General features: G+C 68.2%; 12 protein-coding genes and 1 tRNA gene. 7 read left to right on the top strand and 6 right to left on the bottom strand.

Translation table 11 applies throughout. The features are described 5' to 3' along the window. Positions 1 to 137: 137 nt before the first annotated feature. Entirely contained in the window at positions 138 to 860 is a 723-nt protein-coding gene (locus ACFQQC_RS15230) for a glutathione S-transferase N-terminal domain-containing protein (protein WP_376863338.1), read from the top strand. 214 nt (positions 861 to 1,074) lie between these two features. Further along, on the top strand, positions 1,075 to 1,380 hold the full coding sequence (locus tag ACFQQC_RS15225) for a sel1 repeat family protein (RefSeq protein WP_376863337.1): 306 nt from the start codon (positions 1,075 to 1,077) through the stop codon (positions 1,378 to 1,380). 152 nt (positions 1,381 to 1,532) lie between these two features. On the opposite strand, the gene ACFQQC_RS15220 is transcribed toward ACFQQC_RS15225, so the two are convergent. Further along, entirely contained in the window at positions 1,533 to 2,198 is a 666-nt protein-coding gene (locus tag ACFQQC_RS15220) for a polysaccharide biosynthesis/export family protein (RefSeq protein ID WP_376863336.1), read from the bottom strand. A 225-nt stretch (positions 2,199 to 2,423) separates the two neighbouring features. Here ACFQQC_RS15220 and ACFQQC_RS15215 point away from each other — a divergent pair, with 225 nt between their 5' ends. Both ACFQQC_RS15215 and ACFQQC_RS15210 read left to right on the top strand, forming a co-directional pair. Beyond that, positions 2,424 to 3,869 (top strand): GumC family protein, encoded by a 1,446-nt coding sequence (locus ACFQQC_RS15215; protein ID WP_376863335.1) that lies wholly within the window; start codon positions 2,424 to 2,426, stop codon positions 3,867 to 3,869. Positions 3,870 to 3,876: 7 nt separating this feature from the next. Beyond that, the gene (locus ACFQQC_RS15210; protein ID WP_376863334.1) at positions 3,877 to 4,578 is read left to right on the top strand and encodes a hfsB; all 702 of its coding nucleotides are present in this window, start codon (positions 3,877 to 3,879) and stop codon (positions 4,576 to 4,578) included. Here ACFQQC_RS15210 and ACFQQC_RS15205 read toward each other — a convergent pair. The 4 genes from ACFQQC_RS15205 to ACFQQC_RS15190 are packed head-to-tail and all read right to left on the bottom strand — an operon-like array spanning position 4,575 to position 9,451. Beyond that, positions 4,575 to 5,510, bottom strand: coding sequence for a glycosyltransferase family 2 protein (locus ACFQQC_RS15205; protein WP_376863333.1), 936 nt, complete (start codon positions 5,508 to 5,510; stop codon positions 4,575 to 4,577). The two genes, ACFQQC_RS15210 and ACFQQC_RS15205, sit on opposite strands and share 4 nt — an antisense overlap. Beyond that, complete coding sequence (locus tag ACFQQC_RS15200) at positions 5,510 to 6,451, bottom strand: glycosyltransferase family 2 protein (protein ID WP_376863331.1); 942 nt, start codon at positions 6,449 to 6,451, stop codon at positions 5,510 to 5,512. Before ACFQQC_RS15200 ends, ACFQQC_RS15205 begins: the two co-directional genes overlap by 1 nt. Beyond that, positions 6,448 to 7,896, bottom strand: coding sequence for a lipopolysaccharide biosynthesis protein (locus tag ACFQQC_RS15195; RefSeq protein WP_376863330.1), 1,449 nt, complete (start codon positions 7,894 to 7,896; stop codon positions 6,448 to 6,450). The genes ACFQQC_RS15200 and ACFQQC_RS15195 overlap by 4 nt, the downstream gene beginning before the upstream one ends. Positions 7,897 to 7,900: 4 nt before the next feature. After that, on the bottom strand, positions 7,901 to 9,451 hold the full coding sequence (locus tag ACFQQC_RS15190; RefSeq protein WP_376863329.1) for an exopolysaccharide biosynthesis polyprenyl glycosylphosphotransferase: 1,551 nt from the start codon (positions 9,449 to 9,451) through the stop codon (positions 7,901 to 7,903). Between the two features lie 119 nt (positions 9,452 to 9,570). On the opposite strand from ACFQQC_RS15190, the gene ACFQQC_RS15185 reads away from it, so the two are divergent. Further along, positions 9,571 to 9,662: transfer RNA gene (locus tag ACFQQC_RS15185), tRNA-Ser, on the top strand. 170 nt (positions 9,663 to 9,832) lie between these two features. Here the strand turns inward: ACFQQC_RS15185 and ACFQQC_RS15180 are convergent. Continuing rightward, positions 9,833 to 11,194 (bottom strand): MFS transporter, encoded by a 1,362-nt coding sequence (locus ACFQQC_RS15180; RefSeq protein ID WP_376863328.1) that lies wholly within the window; start codon positions 11,192 to 11,194, stop codon positions 9,833 to 9,835. A gap of 129 nt (positions 11,195 to 11,323) precedes the next feature. On the opposite strand from ACFQQC_RS15180, the gene cyoA reads away from it, so the two are divergent. Together cyoA and cyoB are read left to right on the top strand one after the other, a co-directional pair. Then, a complete protein-coding gene (cyoA, locus tag ACFQQC_RS15175; protein WP_376863327.1) occupies positions 11,324 to 12,538 on the top strand; it encodes a ubiquinol oxidase subunit II in 1,215 nt (404 codons plus the stop codon). Next, entirely contained in the window at positions 12,538 to 14,574 is a 2,037-nt protein-coding gene (gene cyoB, locus ACFQQC_RS15170; RefSeq protein WP_376863326.1) for a cytochrome o ubiquinol oxidase subunit I, read from the top strand. Before cyoA ends, cyoB begins: the two co-directional genes overlap by 1 nt. Positions 14,575 to 14,577 lie beyond the last annotated feature (3 nt).

Here is a 14,577-nt window from a genome sequence, read left to right as displayed (position 1 = left end):
GGAGGGGGCGGCCCGTTGAACAGGACGCGAAGGTCGGGTCCGGCGCATGAACTGTCGCTGAACATCTCTGTCAGCCTTGGGCGTTGCGCGGGCGCAGGCGGGCGCCCACCTCGACCGTAACCGACACAGGAGCCGTCATGACCGCCCGCCCGATCGAACTCTGGTACTGGCCCACCCCGAACGGCTGGAAGGTCTCCATCGCCCTTGAGGAGATGGGGCTGCCCTATGAGCTGAAACCGGTGAACATCGGAACGGGTGAACAGTTCGAGCCCGGCTTCCAGAAGATCAGTCCCAATGGCCGGATGCCCGCCATTGTCGATCCGGACGGGCCGGACGGGCTGCCGCTGTCGATCTTCGAGTCCGGGGCGATCCTGCAGTATCTCGGGGCCAAGTCGGGCCAGTTCTATCCGCAGGACCTGCGCGGCAAGGCCGAGGTGGACCAGTGGCTGTTCTGGCAGGTCGGCGGTCTGGGGCCGATGGCGGGGCAGACCCATCACTTCCGCCAGTATGCGCCGAGCCTGATCCGCGACCAGCGCCAGATCGCCTACGGCGTGCGCCGGTATACGGACGAGACGCACCGGCTCTATGGCGTGCTGGATCGCCGTCTGGCGGACCGCGAGTACCTGGCCGGCGCCTATTCAATCGCCGACATGGCGGCCTGGCCCTGGATCCTGCCGGAACTGCAGGGCCAGAACATTGACGAGTTCCCGAACCTGAAGGCCTGGCTGGCGCGGGTGGGCGAACGGCCGGCGGTGCAGCGGGGCAGGGCGCTGGGCGACGAACTGCGCAAGAACCTCGCGGCGTCAGGCAAGGACGCCGAGGCGGCCCGCAAGGTGCTGTTCGGCCAGCGCGCGCGGTAACCCTCTGTCAGCATTCCGGTGACGACTCGTTAGGGCCTCTGAATCAGGGATTATCGAGAGATTTCAGAGGTCTTTACGGGGCGCAGAAAGTGGCTCCGATTTCGTCGAAAAGGGCGTTGGACCCCCTTGCTGTTAACCCTGTGTTCAAACCGCGGGTATTTCACTCGGGTCACAGGGCGAGGCCAGAACGGCGTTGGGCCCCGGAGATACGATTATGAACGCGCAAGAACTGGCGCCGGAAATGATGGTCGAGGACGCGGGTCTGCCGCTGCCGACCGCGGACATGAGCGGGGACGACCTGTTCCGTCTGGGGCTGATGTATTCCACGGGCCAGAACGGTTGCCCGATGGATCGGGTCTCGGCCCACATGATCTTCAACCTCGCCGCCATGAAGGGCAGCCTCGAGGCGCGCATCTACCGCCGCGAGATGAGCGAGGAGATGGAGCGCGAGGAAATCTCGGAAGCCCAGAAGGCGGCCCGCCGCTACATCGACGCCGGCGTGGTGAAGCTCGCTGCCTGACGGCAGCTCGCTTTCTTGTTGGGGCGCGGTCGTCGGCCCTTCGGGACCTCCCGACCCGACGCGGCCTGGCGCTTCGCGCAGGATAGACGTCTGACGGTTGAGACAGTTCGCGCTCAAGCAGCGAGCGACCGCGTCGCGAGCGATAGCGCTACCTAAAAGCTCTGATACTGCCCACCCAGCGCGTACGTAAATCCGACCGGCAGGGCGTTGCGGAACTGGGTGACCCAGTTGGCCACCTCGCCGAGGGTTGAACGCGGCACATAGATAATGTCGCCACGGCGCAGGGCGATGACTTCTCCACGACGGGGTCGCAGGTCCGCCGCCCGCATCATCCGCACGCCGCCACGCCCGCGACGGATCAGGGCGACCTCGCCCTGTCTGGCGGTCGGCAGGAAGTCGCCCGCCTGGATGATGGCCTGATAGGCGTCCAGATCCCCGTTCATCTCGATCATGCCCGGGGTGCGCACCTCGCCGCCGACCCAGACGCGGATCGGACCGGCGGTCTTGAGCGTGACCTCGACCATCGGGCGACGCAGCTGGCTGGCGTAGGCGTCGGAGGCGTCGGCTTCCAGCTCAGCGATCGTGCGGTCAGCGGCCATCAGCTGGCCGACGAGGGGGAGGGAGACCCGGCCGTCCGGCCCGATCCGCTGGGTGCGGGTCAGCTCGGTCGCAGTGGGTGTGGCGATCTCGATCTCGTCGCCGGGATAGAGGACGTATTCCGGCTCGTCGTCAGACCAGTCGGCGAAGCCGATCTCGGGGAAGGACGTCCGGCCCACGCTCTCGACCCGACCCGCGCCGGCCGAGGCGGGGAGGGGCATGCGCGCCTCCTCGCCCATCAGATGACCCGCGCCGCCGCAGGCCGCCAGAGTTCCAGCTCCACTGACAAGGCCGAGCAATATCAGGCGACGGTCGATGGACATGGCGGAATCGTTCCCGAAATCGGCGTTGAAGGCACCCTGGGGGCTTATGGGTAACCCATGGTTAACGCGGGTGGGCGAAGGCTGGGGCTCAACAGTCCCGTTTGATGGAATCACTCCGTTCGCATGCGCACGACGGCCTACACGACAGTCCGGCCGCGCTACGGCATCGCTGACATTGTCGGCCTGCTGTTCCGCGAGCTTCTGCTGATGATCGTGATCTTCCTGGCCGTCTTCGCCATCGGCACGGCGGTCGTGCTGACCCTGAAGAAGAGCTACACGGCCACCTCCAGCGTCTATGCGGGCGCCGGACAGGAGTATGTCTATCAGCCGCGCGTGGGCGTGACCGATCGTACGGCCCAGCCGCTGGAAGCCTCTGCGGTGGCCCAGGCCGAAGCGCAGATCCTCGGCAGTCTCGAGGTCAAGCGCCGCGCCGTTCAGGCGCTGGGGGCGGATGTCATCCTCGGACCGAAGGCCAAGGGCACGACGACCGAGAAGGAACTGGCCGCCCTGAAGGCTCTGGATACCGGACTGGGCGTCGGCACGACTCCGGCCAGCGCCATCATCTCCGTGTCCTATTCGGCGGATGATCCAGTGCAGGCGGCGCGCGTGCTGAACGCGGTGGTCGACCAGTATCTGATCCAGCGCCGCAACGTCTTCCGTGACCGCGCCAGCCCGGCCTTCACCGCCCAGCGCGAGGCCTTCGAGACCGAACTGGCCGACGCGGACGGCGCCTATGAGACCTTCCTGCAGTCGAACGACATCGGCGACTTCGCCACGGCCAAGGCGACCCTGGCCGCGACCTACCAGACCACCTTCGCCGAGACCCTGTCGGTTCGGGCGCAGTTGAACCAGGCGACCCAGCGGCTGCGGACGCTGGAGGCGCAGCTGGCGCAGCAGCCAGCGGAAGTCGTGCTGCAGCAGGACCTGAATGTCTCGGCCCAGGACCAGATCCTGACCCTGCGCACCGAGCGGGAGAATCTGCTGGCCCGCTATACCGAGGACGCCCAGCCGGTGCGCGACATCGACCAGCGCATCGCTCAGCTCCAGGCCTATGTGGCGACCGGCACCACTGTCGGCGCCCGCGAGGTCCGCACCGGGCCCAGCACCATCTTCACCGAGATCGAGACGACCCGGATCAACGCTGCCGCCGACCGGGATGCGCTGGCGGCGCGTCTGGCCGTGCTGGAAGGACAGCTGAACACCCTGCGTCAGCGACAGGCCCATCTGACCCAGCTGGAATCGACCAACGCCACCCTGGCCGGCAACCGCGAGGTTCTGACCGCCAAGGTGCGCGAGTTCCAGCAGCGCGAGACCGAGGCCCGCGCCGACAGCGCCCTGGTCGCCGCCGGGGCCGACAATGTCACCGTCATCGCCCGCGCCGAGGCCCCGACCCGGGGCAAGAGCCTGAAGGCGCCCCTGCTGGCGGCGGTCTTCCTGTTCGCCGGCTTCACCGCCCTGTGCGTCGGCTTGCTGCGGGTCTTCACCCGCCGCGGCTTCACCACCCCCGCCTCGACCGGCCGCACGCTGGAGATGCCGGTGCTGGCCGTGGCTCCGGTGAAGGGACGGTAAGCGTTCAATGGTCGATCTGACGTCCGAAATGGCGGCCCTCTGGGCGGCGCTGGGACCGGCGCCGGGCCATCGGGGGCGCGTGATCCAGATCGCCGCCGCCAATAGCGGAGAGGGCGTCTCGACCGTCGCCCGTGAATACGCCCGTCTGGCTGCCGTGCGAGCGCGTCGTCCGGTCTGGCTGGTGGACGCCGATCTGGCCCAGCAGGGCCAGGTCGAGGCGATGGCGTCAGAGCCGGACCGCTTCGGCAAGGCCGGGAAGGCCGCCATGGCGACCCCGGACGGGTCGATCTTCTTCGCGGTGACGCCCCGGATCATGGATCGCGAGGGCAAGCCGGTGCATCCGGCGCGCCTGGTCACGGCGCGGCCCTTCCTGGGTGGCCGCCTGTGGGGCACACGGTTCGCGGGCGAGCATCTGCGCTCGGGCCAGCGGGCCGAGGTCGTGGCCGACGCCCGCTACTGGGACGCCCTGCGTCGCCATGCCGATACGGTGGTGATCGACGCCCCGGCGGCGGATCGCAGCGACACCGCCATCACCCTGGCGCCCTTCGTCGACGCGACCGTTCTGGTCGTCGCGGCCGGCAGCACCTCGGCGAATGAGCCGCTGATCCTGCGCGACGAGATCGAGGCGGTCGGCGGCAAGATCGCCGGCGTGGTGGTCAACCGCTCGACCTACAATCCGCCGGCCTTCCTGAAGCGGCTGACGGGCTAGGCCCGGTCGAGACGCGCTACCTCGGCGGCGCCGTAGAAGCGCGGTTCGAAGCCCTTCATCCAGAACAGCTTTCCGATCCCGCGCGCCGTGCGGTCGTACATCTGCGCGCGTCTGGGGCTGTTGATCACCGTCAGGGCCGCAGAGGCGGCGCCGAAGACGGCGGCCTGTCCCGCGCCAATGACCATCCAGCGAGCGACCCCCGGCCAGTTCCGCGCGGCGGCGGCGGTCTGGCTGGGGCCCTGACCATAGGCGAAGGCGCGGGTCAGGGCATAGTCCAGCGTGGCGCGATGGGTGGGGGCGAACTCCTCGACCCGGGCATCCGCCGCCCAGCCAAAGCGGCCACCGCGCGCTTCCAGAGCCGCGAACAGGATGTCGTCCTCGCCGCCGGACTGATCCGCCGCGGCGCTGAAGGGCGCGTCGCCGGGCAGGGCGTTCGCCCGCACCAGCAGGGAGTTGCCGCAGCCCCAGGGGTGGTCGATCAGGCCGGTTTCGGCCGGGCCCTCACGCCCGAAGAAGCGCTCCAGATAGGGCTTGAGCCAGTCTTTGGCCTCAGGCGCGCGGCCGGTGATCGGGCCGAAGACGGCGTCGGCGCCGGTTCGGGCCTGCGCGGCCAGCAGGGCGGCCAGCCAGCCGGTGGAGGCGGCTTCATCGTCATCAAGGAAGGCGATCAGGGGCGCATCCGTGGCGGCCAGTCCGGCGTTGCGCGCCCGGGCCACGCCGGGCGTCGGCTCGGACACATAGACCAGTGGCCAAGGGCTTTCCGGGCGCAGGGAGTCAATGGTTGAGCTTGCCGAGGCGAGGGGGTCGTTGTCGACCACGATCACCGCCGCGATCCGCTCGGTGACGCCGGTCTGGGCGAAGACCGAGCGCAGGGCGCGGGTCAGGCTGTCGGGCCGTCTCAGGGTCGGGATGATGATGGCGACATCGCCCATCACACTGCATCCGCATACAGGGCCGCGCGATACAGGCGCAGGGAGAAGGCGCGGGCCGCGACCGGCAGGGCCTCGGCGCCCGCCGCCTTGCGCATCAGGCCGCGCAGGACGGGCAGGCCGGGGATCTTCTTCAGCAGCTTCGCCGCCTTGTAGCTGGGGTAGGCTGCGACGATCTCGGGATGGCGCTCGGCCATGCGGGCGAAGTTCGGCACCGACTGCTCATATTTTCGGGCCAGCGCATCGACCGTATCGAGACCCATGTGGGTGGCGGCGTTGTCCAGGTGCACGACGCGGAAGCGGCGCGACACGCGCATGGCCCACTCCACATCCTCCCAGCCCCAGCCGGTGAAGCCGCTGTCGAAGGCCTCGGCCTCGAACACGTCGCGCCGGACCAGCAGGTTGGAGGTGTAGACGTATTTCTCGGGCTGCTTCGCCCGTTCGGTATAGGGTACGCACTCGGACTTGGCGGCCATGGCGCGGTGGACCTGGAATTTCGCGTCGGTCGGCGCCTGCAGCAGGGAGAAGCCGCCGAAGGCGACCGCCGGGTCTTCCTTCGCGACCAGTTCGGCCCAGTCGCGCAGGAAGCGGCGATGGTCGGGGCGCATGTCGCTGTCGAGGAACAGCAGGCTGCCGCCGCGCGCCGCTGAGGCGAGGCGATTGCGGCCGATGGCGCGGCCCTCATTGGCGGGCAGGGTGATCAGCCGAACGGGCAGAGCCATGGCCTTCACCTGTGCGACCAGACGCGCGGTCAGATCGGCGTCCGCGGTGCCGTCGTCCAGCAGGATGATCTCGACCGCGCCCTCGACCGAAGCGGCCTCTGCATCCAGCAACTGCAGGAGGTCCGAAGGATCGTCGCGCAGGAAGGGCGTCAGGACCGACAGGGCCGGCGTCGCAACGGCCCATGCGGCATTGTCGGTGATCTTGGCCTTGGCGGCGGTCATGCGGCGGCCTTTCCGGCGCGGCGGCGCTCCAGCAGGCGCAGGGCCACGTCACGGACCCCGGCGGCGTTGATGGTCAGGGCGACGGCGGCATAGACGATCACGCCCACGCCCGCGTCGAGGATCAGTTCCACGACCCCGCCCAGCGGCGGAACAAGCGAGACAGCGGCGGCCATGACGGCGGTGGCGACGCCGCAGCGGATCAGGTTCTCCCATGGCACCGGCAGGGGCAGGACGCGGCGGCCCAGCGCCATGGTGGCCAGCAGGCCGAGGCCGAAGCTGGCGGCGGTCGCCCAGGCGGCGCCCATGACGCCGAAACGGGGCACGAGGATCAGGTTGAGGATGACATTGGCGCCCGCCGGAATGGCCATGGCCGCCAGCAGGTGCTTGGTCTTGCGCCCGAGGGTGAAGGCTTGGCCGAAATAGTAAGCCGTCAGGCCGTAGAGCAGGGCCGACAGGGCGATCCACGGGGTGATCGAGGCGGCGGCGGCGCGCAGGTCTTCGCCGATCAGCACCTCGGACAGCGGAACGGCGACCAGCGCCACGCCCGCGGCGGCGGGCAGGCCGATCAGCAGGAAGGTCGACAGCTGTTCACGGGCCGCGAGCTTGAGCTGGTCCTTGCCTCCACGCTCCAGCGCCATGACCAGCGCCGGCTGACCGGCCGAGCCCAGCCACAGGAACAGCACGTCCAGCGTCCGGTTCGCGATCGAATAGCCCGCGTGATAGGCGCCGACCGCCGCCTCATCCATGAAGGCGGCCAGCAGGAAGCGGTCGGTGGAGGACAGCACGACCGTCAGGGCCAGCGACATGGCGATGGGGTAGCCGTACATTGCATAGCTGCGCATCCGGGCGGGTTCGAACCGACCCTCGTGCGCCTGTTTCAGTTCGCCGGGCAGGACGAAGGGCAGGGCGAGAAGCGGCGCCAGGCCGAGGCCCAGCAGGGGCGCCGCGCCACCCGCGCCCGCCAGCGCGAAGCCGACGCCGATCAGCAGGCCGCCGATGGACACGGCCATGTCGAAGCCTGCGGCCTTGCTGACTTCCCCGGCGGCGCGGAAGCGCTCCTGTCCCAGCTTCAGCAGGCAGCGGGCCGGAGCGCCGGCCAGACCGACGGCAAGAGCGATCTTGAACAGCAGGTCCGCAGGCCAAAGCCACAGGCCGATCGCCGTGACGACCAGGAAGGCGCCGCTGAGGGCGAAGGCGGTCCGGTACAGGCTGGCGAAATGGCCGCGCAGGGACACGCCGCTCTCGGCCGCCCAGAACCGCGCCATGGACGCTTCCAGCCAACTGAACACCGCCACATGGGCGAGGGTCATGACCGAGAAGGCGAGGGCGTAGCGGCCGAAGTCCTCGGGGCTGAGCAGACGGGTGAACAGGACGATGGTCAGGAAGCCAACCACGCCCTGGACGATATTGGCGGGCAGATAGCCCCAGACGCCCTTCCAGAACATCAGATCACCGGATGGCCGCGCGGTCGCCCAGCAGGACGGGCACGGTCACGGCCATGATCCACAGATCCATCCACACGCTCTGGCGCTCGACATAGTCGATGTCCAGCTGGACCCGGCGACGCACGTCCTGGGCCGTATGCAGCGGGCCGCGCGAGCCGTTGACGGCGGCCCAGCCGGTCATGCCGGGCTTGATGCGGTGGCGATGGGCGTATTCGGCGACCAGACGGGCGCTCTCGACGTGGCCGGTCTTCATGCCGATGGCGTGGGGACGGGGGCCGACCAGCGACATCTCGCCGGTGATGACGTTCAGCAGCTGGGGCAGTTCGTCCAGGCTGGTCTTGCGGATGAACTTTCCGATCTTCGTCACCCGGTCGTCGTCATGGGTGACCTGACGGCTGGCGGTGGCGTCGGCGGTCTCCTGTCGCATGGAGCGGAATTTCCAGACCACGATCTCTTCCTGATTGAAGCCGTGGCGACGCTGGCGGAAGAAGATCGGTCCGGGGCTGTCCAGACGGATGGCCAGGGCGATGACGCCCATCACCGGCGCCAGGCCGATCAGGGCGATCAGGCCGACGATCAGGTCCTGCATCCGCTTGTTGAAGGCGCGACGGTCCGGGTCCACGGCCCCCTGGACATCGGCCAGCGGCGCGGCGGCGAGGCGATCCAGCGCCGCCGCCATCTCCTGCTCGCCATTGGGCTCGACCAGCAGGGTCACCTCATTGGGCAGGGTTCCGAGGCGAACGGTCAGCTCGCGGACGCGGGCCTCGGCCTTCGGATCGATGGCCAGCACGATCCGGTCGACGTAGGGCGTCATCTTGTGGGTCAGCAGGTCATTGGCGGAGCCCAGCACCGGCACCCCCTCGATGGCCGTGGGGCTGCGGGCCAGACGGTCGTCGAAAATGCCCAGCACGTTCAGATCACGCCGCTTCAGCGCCTCGCGGATCAGGGCCTCGGCGTGGCGGGTCGCGCCGACCAGCACGATGTTCGGCGTCAGGGCGCCCGAGGCGCGCCAGCGGGCGACCATGGCGCTCCAGCCCAGATGCAGGCCCATCAGCGCGAGGAAGGTGAGCCCGGCCCAGACGCTCCACGCGGTCCACTCCGCCGCCTCCACCCGACGCAGCAGGGCGCCGCTGCCCAGGGCAACGACGGCGCCGACGATGACGATGGCCGCCACGGACAGCAGATGGGTCCGGGTGTCCTGACCGCGCGAGAATCGGTAGCGGCCCAGCGAGCGCAGCAGGGCCAGGACCGTCGCCGCGCCCAGCGCGAAGGGCGCCAGTCGCGAGACCTCGGCGTGAATCAGCGCGCCCGGCGAGGCGGCCCAGGCGCACAGCAGGGTCAGGGCGGTGACCGCCAGGACGTCGAAGGCGCGGAAATAGTGGGCGGCCAGCCGCGAGGCGTGCCGCTGTCTCGCGTTCAGCCAGACCTCGGGGCGGAACGGGCCGCGCCGCGCCGCGCCTGTCTTGGGAGCAGCCGCGCGCGCCGTCGTCGCCCGCGTGGCGGGCTTTGCGGACGGGGCGTCAGGTCTCGAAAGGCGGCTTGCGGCGTCTGTCATCAGGCCCGGGAGGAGTGTTCCGGAGCATCTTGCACAGGTGGACTGACCGGCCAGTTAACGCTCGTGTGCAGATCACCCGTTGCGCCGCCCGAAATGCTCGGCTAAGCACGCCGCCTGCCGGAGACGTGGCCGAGTGGCTGAAGGCAACGGTTTGCTAAATCGTCGTACCGGGTAACCGGTACCGAGGGTTCGAATCCCTCCGTCTCCGCCAGAAACCTTCCCTGATTTGAAGCGTATCCGGCGCCGCCGGCCCCGACGGGTCGGCGCGGTTCCGCGCATATGAAAATGTCCGCCGGCGCTGGTGCGCCCGCGGACATCCGGTCGTCTGGAAACAGGGGAGGGCGCCGCCCGCGACCGATGGCCAGGGGCGGCGTTGCCCGATCAGTCGGCGTCGTCTTCCGCCGGGGCGTTCTTGCCCTTGGGCAGGCTGCTCTGACCCAGGGTGCGGTTGAGCCACAGGGCGATCAGGGTGATGACCGCGCCGGACAGCAGATAGGCGCCCGAGGCCAGCAGGCCGCCGTGGACCGACAGCAGCAGGGCCGCCGCCGGGGCGAAGCCGGCGCCGAACAGCCAGGCCAAGTCCGAGGTCAGGGCAGAGCTGGTGTAGCGGTGCTTGGTCGCGAAGCTGCCGGCCACGGCGCCCGAGGCCTGCCCGAAGGCCAGACCCAGCAGGATGAAGCCCGAGACCATGAAGGTCACCTCACCGGCCGGGCCGGCGTCCAGAAGCTGCGGGGCGAATCCGCTGAAGGCGGCGATGGCGGCGGCGGTGCCGCCCAGCACCTTGCGGCGGCCGAAGCGGTCAGCCAGCACGCCCGAGGCCATGATGGCGAAGATCCCGGCGACGGCGCCGATCATCTCGATCATCAGGAAGCGGCTGGGCGCCTCCTCGGTGAACAGGAAGACCCACGACAGCGGGAAGACGGTCACCATGTGGAACATGGCGAAGCTGGCCAGCGGGGCGAAGGCGCCGATGACGATGCGGGGGCCTTCGGCGCGGATGGCCTGGAACACCGGGGTCGGGTTCAGGTCGCGGCTCTTGAACAGGTCCTGGAAGGTGGGGGTGACCACGATGCGCAGGCGGGCGAACAGGGCCACAACGTTGATGGCAAAGGCGCAGAAGAAGGGATAGCGCCAGCCCCAGTCGAGGAAGTCCTCGGCCGAAAGCACGCTCAGCAGATAGGCGAACAGGGCCGAGGCGACCAGCAGGCCGATCGGGGCGCCCAGCTGCGGCACCATGGCGTACCAGCCCTTGCGGTTCTCCGGCGCGCTGAGGGCCAGAAGCGAGGGCAGGCCGTCCCAGGCGCCGCCCAGGGCGACGCCCTGGCCGATGCGGAACAGGCCCAGCACAACGGCGGCCCAGATCCCCAGTTGCGCGTGGCCCGGCACGAAGGCGACCGCCACGGTCGAGGTGCCGAGCAGCAGCAGGGCCGTGGTCAGGCGGGTGGCGCGACCGAAGCGACGATCAATGGCGATGAAGAAGGCGGTCCCGAGCGGACGGGCCAGGAAGGCCAGGGCGAACAGGATGAAGGACCACAGCATCCCCTCGATCGGAGGCAGGTGCGGGAAGATCAGGCGCGGGAACACCACCACGGAGGCGATGGCGTAGACGAAGAAGTCAAAGAACTCCGACGTGCGGCCGATGATCACCCCGACGGCGATCTCGCCCGCGTCCACGCGACCGTGCAGCTGCCGGGCGTCGCGCTCCAGCGGTTCGGAATTGGGCGTTTCGGCCTTGGCGGACATGAACGAAGCGTAATCCTGTGTTTCCAGCGCGCCCCTTTCACAGTTACAAGCTTTCGAGGGGATTGGACAGATTGTCCAATGTCCACACGCCGCTTCTCTTTCTAACGAGCCGCGGCCATCGCTCCCTCGTTGGCCCCCCGCGGAGAGTTCACGGTCTTGCGCCCGATAGCGTTCATCAGTCTCTGCCTCGCCGGCCTGCTTCTGTCAGGCTGCCAGGCTGTCGTCATGGATCCCGCGGGACACGTGGCGGCGCAACAGCGCGACCTGCTGGTCGTTTCCGTCGTCCTCATGCTGCTGATCATCATCCCGGTGATGGCGCTGATCGTCTGGTTCGCGTGGAAATACCGCGCCTCGAACAAGGACGCCAAGTACGAGCCGGACTGGGATCACTCGACCCATCTGGAGCTGGTGATCTGGGCCGCGCCGCTGCTGATCATCATCTGCCTCGGCGCGGTGACCTGGACCGGCACCCACCTGCTGGACCCGTATCGTCCGCTGGACCGGATCAACCACAACCGCCCCGTCACCGCCGAGGTGCGCCCGATCGAGGTGCAGGTCGTGGCGCTCGACTGGAAATGGCTGTTCATCTACCCGGAGTACGGCGTCGCCACGGTCAATGAACTGGCCGCGCCGGTGGATCGCCCGATCCGCTTCACCCTGACGTCGTCGTCGGTGATGAACTCCTTCTACATCCCCGCCCTGGCCGGTCAGATCTACGCCATGCCGGGCATGGAATCGAAGCTGCACGCCGTCATCAACGCCCCCGGCGAGTATCGCGGCTTCTCGGCCAACTATTCCGGCGACGGCTTCTCGGGGATGAAGTTCAACTTCCACGGTCTGGACGAGGCCGGCTTCGAGGCCTGGATCAACCGCGCCCGCGGCTCGAGCCTGAAGCTGGACCGCCTGTCCTATCTGGACCTCGCCCGCCCCAGCGAACATGTCGCCCCGATGCAGTTCAGCGCCGTTGATCCCCTGCTGTGGGACGCCGTCGTCGGACGCTGCGTCGAGCCGGGCAAGATGTGCATGAGCGAGATGGAGAGCCTGAACGCCAAGGGCGGCACCGGCCTGCAGGGCATCCGCAACACCCTGCCGCCGTCGTCCGACATCTACACCCGCTCCAACTCGACCGCCCTGGGCGGCGAGGGCTCGGGTTATGTCATGCAGGTCTGCACCGTCGAGGAGGCCAATGAGGCCGCCGCCGGTCGCGCCCGCCTGGCTCGTGAATCCCTGCTGGCGCCGCCGCGCTCGCTGGAACCCCTCCGCGGCGCGGGCCTGCCCCGCCACCGCTCCAACACCACCGAGACGCCGGCCGTTCAGACCGCCGCACGGGATACTGGCTTCTGATGGCTCATCCGATTTCATCCGACCCCTCCGCCTTCGTCGAAATCTCGCCTCTGCTGGGGCGTCTGACCTGGGCCGCCATCCCGCACGATCCGATCGTGCTGGGCACCTTCGCCGTGGTCGTCCTGGGCGGCATCGGCCTGGTGGCCGCGATCACCCACTTCAAGCTGTGGGGTTACCTCTGGAAGGAGTGGTTCACCACGGTGGACCACAAGAAGATCGGGATCATGTACATGATCCTTGGCACGGTCATGCTGCTGCGCGGCTTCGCCGACGCCATCATGATGCGCCTCCAGCAGGCCATCGCCTTCGGCGGGTCCGAGGGGTATCTGAACGCCCACCACTACGACCAGATCTTCACCGCCCACGGCGTGATCATGATCTTCTTCGTGGCCATGCCCTTCATCACCGGGCTGATGAACTATGTCGTGCCGCTGCAGATCGGCGCGCGCGACGTGTCCTTCCCGTTCCTGAACAATTTCAGCTTCTGGATGACCACGGCCGGCGCCGTGATCGTCATGGCCTCGCTGTTCGTGGGTGAGTTCGCCCGCACCGGATGGCTGGCCTATCCGCCGCTGTCGGGGATCGGATACAGTCCCGGCGTCGGCGTCGACTACTACATCTGGGCCCTGCAGATCGCGGGGGTCGGGACGACCCTGTCCGGCATCAACCTGATCGCGACCATCGTGAAGATGCGCGCGCCGGGCATGGGCCTGATGAAGATGCCGATCTTCACCTGGACCAGCCTGTGCGCCAACGTCCTGATCGTCGCGTCCTTCCCGGTCCTGACGGCCTGTCTCGCCCTGCTGACGGCCGACCGCTACATCGGCACCAACTTCTTCACGACCGATCTCGGGGGCAACCCGATGATGTACGTGAACCTGATCTGGATCTGGGGTCACCCGGAGGTCTACATCCTGATCCTGCCGCTGTTCGGCGTCTTCTCGGAGGTCGCCTCGACCTTCTCGGGCAAGCGGCTGTTCGGCTACACCTCGATGGTCTACGCCACGGTCGTCATCACCGTGCTGTCCTATCTGGTCTGGCTGCACCACTTCTTCACGATGGGCTCCGGCGCCTCGGTGAACTCGTTCTTCGGGATCACCACGATGATCATCTCGATCCCGACAGGGGCGAAGATCTTCAACTGGCTCTTCACCATGTACCGCGGCCGCATCCGCTTCGAGTTGCCGATGATGTGGCTGATCGCCTTCATGCTGACCTTCGTGATCGGCGGCATGACGGGCGTCATGCTGGCGGTGCCGCCGGCTGACTTCGTGCTGCACAACAGCCTGTTCCTGGTCGCCCACTTCCACAACGTCATCATCGGAGGCGTGCTGTTCGGCCTGTTCGCCGGCATCAACTTCTGGTTCCCGAAGGCGTTCGGCTTCAAGCTCGACCGCACCTGGGGGCTCGTCAGCTTCTGGTGCTGGGTCGTCGGCTTCTGGGTCGCCTTCGCGCCGCTCTACGTGCTGGGCTTGATGGGGGTCACCCGTCGTCTGCGGACGTTCGACGATCCGTCGTACCAGATCTGGTTCGTCATCGCGGCGTTCGGCGCGGCCATCATCGCGGTCGGCATCCTGGCCTTCCTGATCCAGATCGCCGTCAGCATCCTGAAGCGCGGCAAGTTGCGCGACGAGACCGGCGACCCGTGGGACGGCCGGACCCTGGAGTGGGCCACCTCGTCGCCGCCGCCGGCCTACAACTTCGCCTTCACCCCGATCATCCGGGACGGCGATGCCTGGTACGACATGAAGCAGGCCAAGTACGAGCGGCCGACCAAGGGCTTCAAGGCGATCCACATGCCGAAATACACCGGCGCGGGGGTCATCCTGTCCGGCCTGTCCATGATCTGCGGCCTGGCGCTGATCTGGTACATCTGGTGGCTGGCGATCGTGTCCTTCGTGGCCGTCGTCGGGTACGCCATCTGGCACACCTTCAACTATGACCGGGACTACTACATCCCCGTCGAAGAGGTTCGCGCGACTGAAGACGGCCGCACGGATGCGCTGAAGGCCTTCGCGGCCAAGGCGGAGGGCTGAGCA

This window comes from Brevundimonas sp. GCM10030266, from assembly GCF_042666595.1.
Taxonomy (GTDB): Bacteria; Pseudomonadota; Alphaproteobacteria; order Caulobacterales; family Caulobacteraceae; genus Brevundimonas.
This window is presented reverse-complemented; position numbering and strand designations above follow the sequence as displayed.